Here is an 11,901-nt window from a genome sequence, read left to right as displayed (position 1 = left end):
GATACGGCAAGTTAGGCATCGTCTCCGGCGTGAACCACCGCGCATCTTCCATCTCTTCCGGATCGAGTCGGATGTCGCCCGACTCCCAGTCGGCGACGAATCCCACCATGAGCGAATGCGGGAAGGGATGAGGCTGACTGCCGAAGTACCGCAGATTGGTCACATGCACCCCGACCTCTTCATCGATCTCGCGGTGCACGCATTCCTCGAGCGACTCTCCGGGCTCCACGAATCCGGCGAGCGTCGAGTACACTCCCGGAGTGAAGTGTGGGGAGCGCCCCAAGAGCGCCTCCCGCCCGCGTTGAATGAGCACGATGACCGCAGGGGAGAGGCGCGGGAAGTGCAGCTGGCCGCAGTCGGCACACGCCATCGCTTCATGTTCCGTGTGCCGTTCCGTCGGCGCCCCACAGCGCGAACAGAAGCGATGCGTCCGGACCCAGTCGATCTTCTGCCACGCGGTGCCGGCCGCCCGAAAGAATGGCTCGGCCAGGAGCGCGTGGGTCGCTCGCAGCGCCGTCAGTTCGAATCCATCGGGTGCTTCGAAGTCGTCAGGGATGGCGTGGAGCCGTGAGTCTCTCGCGTTCACGGCCGGCAGCGCGACGTCGACCTCCTCGGCGCCCAGCCCGAGCCCGTCGAGCAGATCGGCGACTTCCCGGGACGTGGGAATGGTCGCTCCGTCCACTGTCGACTTCAGCAGCAGTCGGCGTCCGGCGAACACGAAGCTCCAGGCGGTGTCGCTCACGGCACCTGCTTCCTGTCGAGCACGTGAGTGCCGTGGCACGAGGAGCACACGACGAGCAGTCGGTCGCGCACATAGGAAACGTCCGTCCTGGGGGGTACCGGCCGCACGTCGAGGGCGGTTGTACAACGGGGACAGGTCAACGCATCACCCGCCCGAAACGCGCCTTCGATCTTGTGCTCATCAGCCTGAGTATAGCGGCCTGACTCAACCATTTGCGGGCCCAGCAGAGTTGTGATTCCCTGTGTCTTCCAAGACGACACTATATTATCTGGCTCGTCATGTACCTAAGGACATAGATGCACTTCACGATGCTTCAGCTCGCGCTCTCCACGGTCCTGATCGGGCCGGGTGAGACCGATTTCAAAGAAGCGAAGACGTACTCGGGCAGGGCTGACGACATCGAGGTCACGACGCCCGCGGTCGAGCGGGCGGGAATCGATATCGACGGTCGCCTCGACGACGCCGCATGGCTGCAGGCCGCCCTCCTGACCTCGTTCACGCAGTTCAAGCCGGTCGAAGGCCTAGCGGCCTCTCAGAGGACCGAGGTCCGGGTCCTCGTGGATGCGGACGCGATCTACTTTGCGGTCAAAGCGTTCGATGACGACCCTAGCGGGATCCGCGCGACGCTCGCGGAGCGCGATTCGTACACGCGTTCGGACGACTACGTCCGCTTCATTCTCGATACGTTCAACGACGCCAGGCGGGCCTACGTATTCACGGTGAACCCTCTCGGTGTGCAGCACGACGGGATCTGGAACGAAAGCGGAGGCAGCGCGAGCCGACGTCATGGCAACTACGGACAGCCCATCGACGACAACCCCGATTTCCTCTGGGACTCCGATGGGAGGATCACCGATTGGGGCTATCAAGTCGAGCTGCGTATCCCGTTCAAGAGCCTGCGCTTCCCGGAGGCGGAGGAGCAGTCCTGGGGGCTGCACGTACAGCGCAAGATTCAGCGAAGCGGCTTCGAGAGCTCGTGGGCCCCCATCACCGACGACGTGTCGAACAAGCTGACGCAGGCCGGCAAGCTCAACGGGCTGCGAAACCTCGACATGGGGCTCTTCATGGAGCTCAACCCGGTGCTGACCGGGAAGCGAATCGGCGAGTACGACTCGGGTGCCGGCCTCTTCCGGCGGAAGGACCCGAGCGGGGCCTTCGGTCTGAACGCCACGTACGGGGTGACCTCCGATCTCACGCTGGACGCGACGTACAACCCGGACTTCAGCCAGATCGAAGCGGACGCAGGCCAAATCGCCGTGAACGAGCGCTTCGTCCTCTTCTTCCCCGAGAAGAGGCCCTTCTTCCTGGAGGGTACCGAGATCTTCGGGATGGCGAAGCAGATCATCTATACGCGCTCAGTCGCGAACCCGATCGCAGGCGCAAAGCTCACCGGAAAGCTCGGTAGCTTGAACGTCGGCTACCTGGGCGCGATCGACCAGTCGTTCGACGCGGGGGCTCCCAACACGTTCGTGAACTTGGTGCGAGTACGGCAGGACGTGGGCGCTGCCTCTACCATCGGCGCCGTCTACACCGACCGGACGATCGCGACTAACGACTTCAATAGAGTCGCGGGTGCGGATGCGCGGCTTCGCCTCGGTCAACGCTACACGCTCACGATGGTGGGTGCTGCGAGCTTCACCGACAATCCCGGCCTGACGTCACGGGCGACGGGAAGTCTACTGAGCGCGAAGATCGAGCGGGCCGGACGGGCGGTCTCCTTCAACGCCGAGCTGGAGGACACGGACGCGGACTTCAACGCCGGAAGCGGCTTCTTCCGCCGGATCGGTGACACCCAGTTCAACTCGCGTTTCTCGTACAACTGGTTCGGTAAGCGCGGCGCATTGATCCAGGAGGCCGGGCCCTCGCTCGACTTGAAGGGCTACTGGGACCACGATGCGTTTTGGAATGGTGAGGGGCTCCAAGAGGGCGAGGCGCAACTCGGTTGGCGGGTCGGCTTCAGGGGCAACATCACGTTCTGGGGCAACCACAAACGGTCGATGTTCGATTTTGCGCCGGAGGCGTACCAGGGGTTGCTGGTTGAGCAGCCCGATGGGTCGTACTCGGACTTCCTGCCCGACCAGTCCCTCTTCGGTGGGCTGAGCTCGACCACCTTGTCGCTCTGGCTGAACAAGTGGGAGCGTGTTCGTGGCAACATCCGCTACACGTTCTCGGAGACGCCGGTTTTCGACCGGTCCTTCGGCGTCGCGGTCGAGCCTGCGGATTCACGTTCGGGCGAAGTCACGCTCAACCTGTACCCGATGCGCTCACTCGTGGCCGAGCTGGGCGTCCGGCAGACGCGGCTCACGCGCAAGACCGACGGAGTCGAGGTCTCTTCGGCCATCATTCCGCGCGTGCGAGCGCAATACCAGTTCACGCGCTCCCTCTTCGTCCGCGGGATCTTCGAGTACTCGAGCCAGAAGCGCTTGGCCCTACGAGATCCGGCGACGGGATCGCCGCTGTACCGGGTGGACGGGGACGGAGAGTACACCTTGCGTAGCGGCTCCGAGGACTATGACTTCCACATCGAGGGGCTCGTGTCGTACGAACCCTCACCCGGCACAGTCTTCTACGTGGGCTACACGCGACAGATGGAGGACACGGGGTCGTTCCGATTCAGGGATGTACGGGCGATGGCGGACGGTCTCTTCGTGAAGCTGAGCTACCGCTTCCGCATGTAGCGGAGCGTGTTTCCCGCTCGGTTGGACGTGCGTAAGGTACGCGTGCCGACAACCTCAGAAGAAGTGAAGATCTAGGTGGGCAAGGACGCGATCGAAATCGAAGGCACCGTGAGTGAGGTCCTTCCGAACGCGACGTTCCGCGTAGAACTAGAGAACGGACACGAGGTGCTCGCCTACCTCTCCGGCAAGATGCGTAAGAACTACATACGCGTGCTCGAGGGCGACCGCGTGAAGTGCGAGCTGTCGCCGTACGACCTCAGCCGCGGTCGGGTCACATACCGATATAAGTAGCCGGGTTTGACGACGAAACACCGTCGTGCCAGCCTGCGTAAGGATCCACACACAGACATAACATAGTAGAGGTTTCGGAGGGATAGAATGCGGACGTTCGCTACGCTTTCGATTGCCGGTGTGACCGGGCTAGTGCTGATCAAGTTGCTCGCCATGATCATGTTCCCACTCTTCGCTTTGATCGTGGGCTTGTTCGCGATGACGGTTAAGTTCGCGCTGATCGCGGCTGTCGTGTTTTTCTTCTTCACGATGTTTCGGCGTCACCGCGAAAAGCGTGAGGCGGAGGCGTAGGACCGAGCTCGACTTTCGAGGGAAAAGGACCCCCACCGATGGCCTGAGAAGCACAGACGCCATGGGGATCGCGGCGCTGACGTTGGGGCTCACCACTTGTCGAAGACCTCCGAGTATCCCACAGCGGTCAAGGTGATGACCGTCTGGGCGAGAATCGGCTGCGGTTCAGGGAGCCAAATCGGCGAATCGGAGGGGCGCGACCCGCCAGGAAGCTAGGAAACACGCGGCCTTTCGGCCGTTTTTTCCCTTGACGCTTCCGTAAGTGTCGCTTACCGTTGGTTCAATTGTGACCCGCAGGGTGCAGAAACACTTGAGTAGTGCGGCTTTTCAGGTGGTCGGCACCTCCTAGGAGAAAGCTCTCCAGGCCTGCACGTAGGGCGGCTTCGGCCGTGACGGGACAACCCATTCTTGTTACAGGAGCAGCCAGATGAACAAGTCCGATCTCGTGGACGCCCTCGCCGGGGCAACCGGCATGACGAAGGCCGATGCATCGCGGGCTGTGGATGCGCTTTTCTCGCCGAGCGATGGCATTATCGCTACGGCTCTGAGGGGCGATCGCCGCGTACAGATCACAGGTTTCGGCACCTTCGAAGCCAAACACCGCAAGGCGCGCATGGGCCGCAACCCGCGCACGGGTCAAACGATCCACATTACCGCGACGAAGACCCCCGGGTTCCGCGCTGGTAAGGGACTCAAGGACACGGTCAAAGGGGGCTGAGCGCTTCGTCGCGGAAAGGCTGGGCTGACCCGCGCCGCACCGGTTGGCACGCCTGACACAGAGAGGCCGCGTCACTCCTTGGTGACGCGGCCTCTCTGTGTTTCCTACCGGGGTCGCTTACCCACCAACCCGCGACCGCGCTAGCGCCGTGGCGGCCCCTTTCGGGCGCCGCCGGTGCCCCGCCTGGGTCTGTCGAAATCCGCTCGGACCGCACGACCGCGGATCGTGGTGCCGTTGAGCGCTGTGATGACCTTCCTCGCCACCTCGGCGTGCACCTCCACGAGCGTGTGGCTCTCCTTGATGTCGATGCGGCCCACGGAGGTGCCCGGAACGTCGGCTTCGCCCGTGATCGCACCGAGCAGGTCGCCCGTGCTGAGACCGTCGCGCTCTCCCACACCGAAGAAAAGCTTGGCCCACGCGGGCGCCGCTGCCCCGGTAGTCGACGACTCAGGGGCGGGCGGGGCGGTGGGGGGCGTCTTCTTCCTGAGCAGCGCGACCGCGGCAGCGGCCACCTCAGCCGGGTCGTGCTCTTCGAACAGGGGCTCGAGAGCCAACAAATAGGGAGCCGTGTCCTCGTCTTCCAGCGCGGCTCGGAGCTGCTCCTGGAGGCCGGCGACCGCGGCGGAGCCGCTGGATACCGCGGGCGGAAAGGGCACTACCGTGTAGCCAGCAGCGCGGGCCGTGGCCCGAAGGTGCGCCACCTCACGCGCGAGGATCACGACGATTCCCCCGTCTGACACGCCGTGCCGGCGATCCAATTCGTCCGCGTCGGTAGGGGCGTCGCAACTCACGACCTTCACGCCTTCGTGGGCGCCGACTTCGGCGCGGGCGGCCAGCGCGTCCACACCGAGCCAAACGGGCACGGAAGCATCACCTGGGGCGCCGGCCACGAATCCGTGCAGCGTCAGCAGATCGCCCACGTCCGCGGCGCGATCTTCGTTCCTGCAGAAGACCAGCACGTGGCGCGCTTCATCGGCGAGTAGGTGACTCACCATCTCCAGCACGGCCTCTTCACGAGGCTCTGGAACGATACGGAATCGCACGGTGCCACGTTTGGGTCCGTCCTGCGCCGATCGGTCCTCAGCTGGGATCCTGACTGCACGCTTCACGTGGCGTTCGAGGAACTTGGACACGCCGGGCGTTATCGGTTGGGCGACGACCACGCGCTGCGCCTCCTTCGGCAGATACTCGAGGATCGCCTCCGTCGCCTCCATTCCCTCGAAGGTGTCGATGCTGGATGCCTGGTCCACGACGATCGCCTCGACGGCTTCGAGGTTGATGTCGCTCTTTTTCGCGGCAGCAAGCACGTCCGCCGGGGTGCCGAAGAGCATCGTCGCCCTCTCGGGAAGTACCCAATGAGAGCCGAGGGCCCCGACCGTGTGCCCCGCACTGTCCGCAAGCCGACCCATCGACTGAGCGAGCTGATCGGCCCGGTCTTGGGAAGGGGCGAGGACGACCACCCTGGGCGTGTCTCCCTCGCCTTCGACGCGGTCCAGCAGCGCTGCACCCCACGCGACCGTGACGCCGCTGCCGGGGCCGGCGGCCAGGAAGAGGTTGTTCGCTCGTCGGATGACGGGGAGTGCTGCCTCCTGGAGCGACGTCGGCTGCTCGAGGCCGTCTCGGGCGAGCGCCTCTACCAGCTCGGGTGCGAGCCCGAGTTCTTCGAAAGAGTCCATGTCGCGGGCTACTTCAGGTAGGCTCGCCGGACCCGGCGCCCCCTCTGTCTCCTGGCTCGTACGGAAGGCGGTTCAGAAGCCGCTGAACCTCATAGTCCAGCCTGGATGTGCGAAGCCGGTCAGTATTCGCCACCACGTCCGTGTACGGTCCATGACGGTGTGCGGTCACGGTTACAGAACCTTCCGCACCGTTGTACGTGGCGCTGTGGCCGGAGCTTTTCGACTGCGAGAGGCCCACCATCTCCGGGAGGAACTCCTCTGCCTCTGCCAGGACCTCACTCGGCGAGAGCGCCGTCTTGCGCTGGTATCCAGCCATGTCCGCACTGTAGGGTTCGGGTAGCGGTGGCCGTCCTGCCCTCAACGGCCGTCGAGTAAGGTGCCGATGGCCGCCTGGTTGTGGAAGCCCTGAAGTGTACTCGTGAGTGTGACCAGCGCCGGAGCGGATGTCACGCCGGCTTCGACGGCTTGTTGGCGGGCTCTCAGGATGTCGGCCTCATAGCGATCCACGTCGAGCACGGCCTTGCTTTCGGCGAGGTCCAGACCCAGCGAGTGCGCGATGTCGACGAGCACGTCAATGCGTCCGATGTCACGGCCCTCCAGGAAGTAGGCGGCGAATATGGCGTCGAGAGCCGGGCGTCCGAGCTCGAATCCTTTCGCGTGCAGAAGTAGCTCGTGCGCCTTTCGAGAACGCGGTACGAGGTCGGGTCGCACCAGCGAGAAGCCCATCCTCTCAGCCAGTCGCTGACCCTGGGACCAACGCGTCTGCCAGAAGGGATCCCGCGTGTCGGTCAGCGGGGCGTCGGCTGGGTACCCCTCGATCGGCGTACGCACCGCACGAACGTCCCTCTGCTCTTCCGCGGTCCTAAGCGCATGGTGCATCGCAAAGGAAAGCGGGTCGACAGCGTCGAAGAAGAATCGGAGACTCTGGTCGTTCATGGCGCACCAAAGGTGTTCATGGCTGCGTGGCGGGACCACCCCGCAGCGTGCTTCCTCCCCGTACGCAGCGACTCCATATTCTGATCTCACAGCTTACACAATGAGGCTCACGATGCAGTTCAGTGCGAATGTCGAGAAGCTCAAGCCCTCCGCGACGATCGCGGTCAGCATGCTTGCGAAGACATTGGCGGCCGAAGGCCGAGACATCCTGAATCTCGCTGGGGGAGAGCCGGACTTCGACACGCCGGAATTCATCTGCAAAGCGGGCATCGACGGCATACGCGCCGGCCGGACACGATACACGCCTCCAGCGGGGCTGCCCGAACTCCGGAAAGCGATCGCGGCCCACTTGAGTGAGCAAGCGGGTCGCGAGTTGGAATGGACCGGAGTCGTCGTGACTTCGGGTGCGAAGCAGGCACTCTTCAACACGATCTTCACGCTCTTCGGGCCCGGAGACGAGGTCCTCATCGCCGCGCCGTATTGGACCACGTACCCGGATCAGGTCAACATCGCGCGAGCCGAGCCCAAGGCGGTGTTTGGGGCAGAGTCGAGCGGCTTCAAGGTCACGACGGACGAGCTTGAAGCGGCTCGTTCCGAGCACACGCGTGGGCTCATCATCAACTCGCCGTGCAACCCCACGGGCGCCGTATATTCGCTGGAGGAGCTAGAGGCGATCACGGTCTGGGCGCGCGACCGGAGCATATGGCTCGTCAGCGACGAGATCTACCGCAACATCTACCACGATGGGGACCGCGACGCTGCGCCGGGCATCTTGGAGCTGCCCGAGTCTGCGCTCGGCGACTTTGTGCTCATAGACGGGGTCTCGAAGAGCTACGCGATGACGGGCTGGCGTCTCGGTTTCTCGTACGCGAGCGTTGAAGTCTCCCAGAAGTTCACGGCGCTCCAGAGTCAGATCACTTCGAACACGACGACTCCGTCTCAAGTCGCTGGGCTCGAGGCGTTCTCCAACGTCGAAGAGGCGCGGGCGTCGATCGCTGAGATGGGCGTCGCGTTCACGCGTCGGAGGGATCTAGTGACGGCGCGCATGGACGAACTGTTGCCGGGCGTGCCGTACACCCGCCCGCACGGAGCCTTCTACCTCTACTTTCGCGTCGACGGCTTTTTCGATGACGAGATCCCGGACGCTACAGCGTGGTGCTCGCGTCTACTCGAGGGGCAGGGTGTGGCGCTCGTTCCTGGGGCGGCGTTCGGGGATGACCGGTGGGTGCGGATGAGCTTCGCGGTGTCCGACGCCGTGCTGGAGGAGGCCTTCAGCCGCATCGCCGCGATGGTTGCGGCCGGAGCCGCGGCTTAACCGAAGGCGTTCAAGACGCGTGAGGCCGCAGCGAGCGAGCCGCCCTCGTACGAGGCCCCAAACAGGTTCACGTGCACCAACAGATAGTAGAGCTGGTATAGGTCACGCCTGAACACCTCGTACTCTCGACTGATGGGCCGGGCGGCGTTGTATGCCTCGTAGAAGCGGCGCCCGAAGCCTCCAAATAGCTCGGTCATCGCCAGATCCACCTCGCCATCGCCCCGAAACACGGCCGGGTCGATGATCACTGGGTCTCCGTCCACCGTCGCATAGGCGTTTCCGCTCCAAAGGTCGCCGTGCAGTAGTCCACCCCGCTCGACGTCAGCCAGAGCGTCTGGGATCACGTCGACTAGTCGATCCATGGTATCGCCGCTCAAGAAGCCCCTCGAGCGGGCGAGCTGCAACTGGGGCACGATTCGCAGGTCCCGCCAGAAGTCGCCCCAGTCACCCCGTTCTTCGTTCGCCTGCGCCAGCGACCCGATCCAGTTGTCCCGCCCCCACCCGAACGGTGGCCCGAGCTCGGCTTGGTGGAGCTCCGCCAGCGAGGCACCCAACCTCTCCGGGTAGTCGGCCGCTGGCGCTCCTGAGCCCACGTATTCCAGCAGAAGCCAGGGCGACGTGCCGTCGCCGCCACCCCGGTCGAGGGGCTCGGGAACGCGAACTGTGCACGCGCGCCTCAACGCCTCCAGCCCATCTGCTTCGGCCTCGAACATCTCGAGCGGTGCCGCGTCGTTCCACTTCAAGAAGAAGGAACCGCCAGCTCGCGTATCGAGCCGAGCACCGTTGTTGATGCACCCGCCGGACGCAAGAACGCTCCGCGTGATCTGGTGCCCAAGCGCCGACTCCACCTGTTGTCTCAGCGGAGTCGGCAGCAGATGCATCGGAAGCGGCTAGGCGGCGCGCAGCCGCTCGAGCAGACCCCTACAGGACCGCTTGACCATCTTGTAAACGTTCTCGAAGCCGCTCGCCCCCCCGTAGTAGGGATCGGGAACCTCGTCTCCGTCGCGTTCTGCTTCGTACATGCGCAGGAGCTCGATGTGCGCCCCGGATCCGTTGGTCTCACTCATGCGCTCGAGCGTGCGCAGGTTGTCGCGGTCCATCGCGATGATGTAATCGAAGCGCTCGAAGTCTTCCGGCTGCACCTGCCGCGCGCGGGAATTCAATTCGATTCCGTGCTGCTCGGCGACGAGCGTAGAGCGGGCGTCCGCGCGCTCCCCGACGTGCCACGCACCGGTGCCCGCCGAGTCGATCTCGAATCGGTCTCCTAGCCCTTCCTGCTCAACGAGGTGCCGGAAGACGCCCTCCGCGAGCGGTGATCGACAAATGTTGCCGAGGCAGACGAAAAGAACGGATGTGCGGGACGACGAGGCGTCGTTCGCGTCCATTTGGCGGTTGGATCCGGTAAGAGTCGAGTGATCAGGTGGAGGCGAAGCACGTTCTGACGCGGCCAAGTTGTCGCCGTGTTACACCCTTGGCAAGAAAGCCGGTTACCTTTTTTTTGCCACCTGTCTTACGTGTGTCGAAGCGCTTGGTTTCGGCATGACCTTTGCGCCTTCGAGAGACCCAGTGGACATCGCTCGATTCACAGACATGAAGCTCTCCGACGAGCGCCTCGCGGCGATCGAGGCTCTCGGGTGGGAGACGCCGACGCCGATTCAGGTGAAGGCGATCCCTGCGGGCCTAGACGGCGCGGACGTGGTCGGGATCGCGCAAACGGGCACGGGGAAGACGGGGGCGTTCATGATTCCGGCCCTGGAGCGCATACGGGCTGGGGAAGGGTTGCAGGTGCTCGCGCTGTGCCCGACACGAGAGCTCGCGCAGCAGGTTTCGGACGACGTGGCGGCGCTTGCGAAAGGCACGAGCATCCGAAGCGAGGCCATTTTCGGAGGCGTGGGCTACGGCTCCCAGATCAAAGCGCTCGAAGACGGCTTCGAGGTGATCGTGGCTACTCCCGGCCGTTTCATCGACCACATGCAGTCTGGGCGAGTGGACCTGAGCAAAGTCGGCTATCTCGTGCTGGACGAGGCCGACAGAATGCTCGACATGGGATTCAGGCCTCAGATCGAAGACGTTTTGCGAGGTATGCCAAGGAAGCGGCAGACGATGCTCTTCAGCGCGACCATGCCGCACGGTGTGCACGACCTCGCGCTGCGCTTCACTCAGGACGCTGTGTGGATCGAGGCGGCCCCGTCCGGTACGACCGCCGACGGCATCGAGGAATTTTTCTACTCGGTGAAGCCGGAGAAAAAACCCGACTTGCTGCTCAAGCTGATCAACGAGCCTGGATGGGACCAGGTGCTGATCTTCACGCGGACGAAGGCTGGCGCCGATGTGCTCGAGGGGCGCTTGCAACGTGAGGGCATCCAGGCCGACGTCATGCACTCGAACCGTCAGATGAAGTATCGGACCCGTGCGCTGGACCGCTTTGCGACCGGAAAGGTGCGCGTGCTAGTGGCGACCGATGTCGCGCAGCGTGGCCTCGACGTCGAGGGCATCAGCCACGTGGTGAACTACGACGTCCCGCTCGATCCGGAGGACTACGTGCACCGGATCGGTCGCACGGGTCGCGCGGGGGCGACCGGGACTGCGGTCACGCTCGTGACCGCTTCGGATCTCGGCGCGCTGAAGAGTTTGGAGCATCGCTTGGGTCGAAGCGTGGAGAAGATTCACCTTCCCGAGTTCGACTACGCGGGAACGCCTCAGACCGAGTCGCGTTCGGCCGCACGGCGCGGGCGCAAGTCCCGGTCGCCCCACGGCATGGGTTCCAAGGCAGCCGACGAGTTGACGCCCGAAGAACTGGAAGCGCTGCTCAACCCCGGGTCCTGATGCCACCGTTCCCAACCGGTGCTCTGCGCGCCCCCGATCGAGGCACGGCATGATTCTCCGACGTTACGGCACATCGTATCAGAGTGTGGACCTCAACTTCGACTCGAGGGCATTGAACGAGGTCGGCTTCCGTCGGAACCGCGAGCATTCGATCGCGGTGGAAGACTTCGGCGGTTCCTACGCTCTCGAGGCGACGCATGAGCTCCAGCCGGAAGCCGACGGTGACGTCCAGGATCACACCGAGCAGCAGCTCCTCGATCAGTTGTGGGGACCGAGGGGCTGATCCGGCCGGGCCGACATGGCGGCCGTCCAGCGGGGATCGTCATCCAGATGGAGACGAAAGGGCGGGAGCACGTCACGGGGATCGTCCACGGGCTCGAGGCCCTCGGGCACGAGGTCCATGGAAGAGCAATAGGTCGCCCTAGAGC

The 11,901-nt window shown here is 64.1% G+C and carries 13 protein-coding genes; 7 read left to right on the top strand and 6 right to left on the bottom strand.

Annotated elements, in window-relative coordinates; translation table 11 throughout:
• A partial coding sequence (gene nudC / locus IIB36_07455) for an NAD(+) diphosphatase (GenBank protein MCH7531593.1) occupies positions 1-742 on the bottom strand: 742 nt, incomplete at its 3' end.
• 296 nt (positions 743-1,038) lie between these two features.
• Between nudC and IIB36_07450 the strand changes: the two genes are divergently transcribed.
• The 4 genes from IIB36_07450 (at position 1,039) to IIB36_07435 (ending at position 4,720) form a co-directional block, all read left to right on the top strand.
• Positions 1,039-3,420, top strand: coding sequence for a carbohydrate binding family 9 domain-containing protein (locus IIB36_07450; protein MCH7531592.1), 2,382 nt, complete (start codon positions 1,039-1,041; stop codon positions 3,418-3,420).
• 75 nt (positions 3,421-3,495) lie between these two features.
• Positions 3,496-3,711 carry a translation initiation factor IF-1 gene (gene infA / locus IIB36_07445; GenBank protein ID MCH7531591.1) on the top strand — a complete coding sequence of 72 codons (216 nt, stop codon included), beginning with the start codon at positions 3,496-3,498 and terminating at the stop codon, positions 3,709-3,711.
• Positions 3,712-3,798: 87 nt separating this feature from the next.
• Complete coding sequence (locus IIB36_07440; protein MCH7531590.1) at positions 3,799-4,002, top strand: hypothetical protein; 204 nt, start codon at positions 3,799-3,801, stop codon at positions 4,000-4,002.
• 427 nt (positions 4,003-4,429) lie between these two features.
• Positions 4,430-4,720: an HU family DNA-binding protein gene (locus IIB36_07435; protein MCH7531589.1), complete on the top strand. Its 291-nt coding sequence runs from the start codon at positions 4,430-4,432 to the stop codon at positions 4,718-4,720.
• Positions 4,721-4,860: 140 nt separating this feature from the next.
• Here the strand turns inward: IIB36_07435 and IIB36_07430 are convergent, their stop codons facing one another.
• From IIB36_07430 to IIB36_07420, 3 genes are read right to left on the bottom strand one after another with little or no spacing between them, the layout of a single operon-like run.
• Complete coding sequence (locus IIB36_07430; GenBank protein ID MCH7531588.1) at positions 4,861-6,396, bottom strand: DbpA RNA binding domain-containing protein; 1,536 nt, start codon at positions 6,394-6,396, stop codon at positions 4,861-4,863.
• Positions 6,397-6,409: 13 nt separating this feature from the next.
• Positions 6,410-6,712, bottom strand: coding sequence for a hypothetical protein (locus tag IIB36_07425; GenBank protein MCH7531587.1), 303 nt, complete (start codon positions 6,710-6,712; stop codon positions 6,410-6,412).
• 41 nt (positions 6,713-6,753) lie between these two features.
• Positions 6,754-7,332 (bottom strand): DsbA family protein, encoded by a 579-nt coding sequence (locus IIB36_07420; GenBank protein MCH7531586.1) that lies wholly within the window; start codon positions 7,330-7,332, stop codon positions 6,754-6,756.
• 112 nt (positions 7,333-7,444) lie between these two features.
• Between IIB36_07420 and IIB36_07415 the strand changes: the two genes are divergently transcribed.
• Positions 7,445-8,647 carry a pyridoxal phosphate-dependent aminotransferase gene (locus tag IIB36_07415; protein MCH7531585.1) on the top strand — a complete coding sequence of 401 codons (1,203 nt, stop codon included), beginning with the start codon at positions 7,445-7,447 and terminating at the stop codon, positions 8,645-8,647.
• Here the strand turns inward: IIB36_07415 and IIB36_07410 are convergent.
• Both IIB36_07410 and IIB36_07405 read right to left on the bottom strand, forming a co-directional pair.
• On the bottom strand, positions 8,644-9,528 hold the full coding sequence (locus IIB36_07410; protein MCH7531584.1) for a fructosamine kinase family protein: 885 nt from the start codon (positions 9,526-9,528) through the stop codon (positions 8,644-8,646). The two genes, IIB36_07415 and IIB36_07410, sit on opposite strands and share 4 nt — an antisense overlap.
• Positions 9,529-9,537: 9 nt before the next feature.
• Positions 9,538-10,032: a low molecular weight phosphotyrosine protein phosphatase gene (locus IIB36_07405; GenBank protein ID MCH7531583.1), complete on the bottom strand. Its 495-nt coding sequence runs from the start codon at positions 10,030-10,032 to the stop codon at positions 9,538-9,540.
• A gap of 205 nt (positions 10,033-10,237) precedes the next feature.
• On the opposite strand from IIB36_07405, the gene IIB36_07400 reads away from it, so the two are divergent.
• Complete coding sequence (locus IIB36_07400) at positions 10,238-11,473, top strand: DEAD/DEAH box helicase (protein MCH7531582.1); 1,236 nt, start codon at positions 10,238-10,240, stop codon at positions 11,471-11,473.
• A gap of 49 nt (positions 11,474-11,522) precedes the next feature.
• On the top strand, positions 11,523-11,756 hold the full coding sequence (locus IIB36_07395; protein MCH7531581.1) for a hypothetical protein: 234 nt from the start codon (positions 11,523-11,525) through the stop codon (positions 11,754-11,756).
• The last annotated feature ends 145 nt before the right edge of the window (positions 11,757-11,901 follow it).

The organism is Gemmatimonadota bacterium, from assembly GCA_022560615.1.
Taxonomy (GTDB): Bacteria; Gemmatimonadota; Gemmatimonadetes; order Longimicrobiales; family Gaopeijiaceae; genus UBA1138.
This window is presented reverse-complemented; position numbering and strand designations above follow the sequence as displayed.

Coding starts and splice junctions, on each gene's coding strand:
- IIB36_07430 (MCH7531588.1), bottom strand. CDS start 6,396: ATGGACTCTTTCGAAGAACTCGGGCTCGCACCCGAGCTGGTAGAGGCG.
- IIB36_07450 (MCH7531592.1), top strand. CDS start 1,039: ATGCACTTCACGATGCTTCAGCTCGCGCTCTCCACGGTCCTGATCGGG.
- IIB36_07420 (MCH7531586.1), bottom strand. CDS start 7,332: ATGAACGACCAGAGTCTCCGATTCTTCTTCGACGCTGTCGACCCGCTT.
- IIB36_07415 (MCH7531585.1), top strand. CDS start 7,445: ATGCAGTTCAGTGCGAATGTCGAGAAGCTCAAGCCCTCCGCGACGATC.
- IIB36_07395 (MCH7531581.1), top strand. CDS start 11,523: ATGATTCTCCGACGTTACGGCACATCGTATCAGAGTGTGGACCTCAAC.
- IIB36_07435 (MCH7531589.1), top strand. CDS start 4,430: ATGAACAAGTCCGATCTCGTGGACGCCCTCGCCGGGGCAACCGGCATG.
- IIB36_07405 (MCH7531583.1), bottom strand. CDS start 10,032: ATGGACGCGAACGACGCCTCGTCGTCCCGCACATCCGTTCTTTTCGTC.
- IIB36_07400 (MCH7531582.1), top strand. CDS start 10,238: ATGAAGCTCTCCGACGAGCGCCTCGCGGCGATCGAGGCTCTCGGGTGG.
- IIB36_07440 (MCH7531590.1), top strand. CDS start 3,799: ATGCGGACGTTCGCTACGCTTTCGATTGCCGGTGTGACCGGGCTAGTG.
- IIB36_07410 (MCH7531584.1), bottom strand. CDS start 9,528: ATGCATCTGCTGCCGACTCCGCTGAGACAACAGGTGGAGTCGGCGCTT.
- IIB36_07425 (MCH7531587.1), bottom strand. CDS start 6,712: ATGGCTGGATACCAGCGCAAGACGGCGCTCTCGCCGAGTGAGGTCCTG.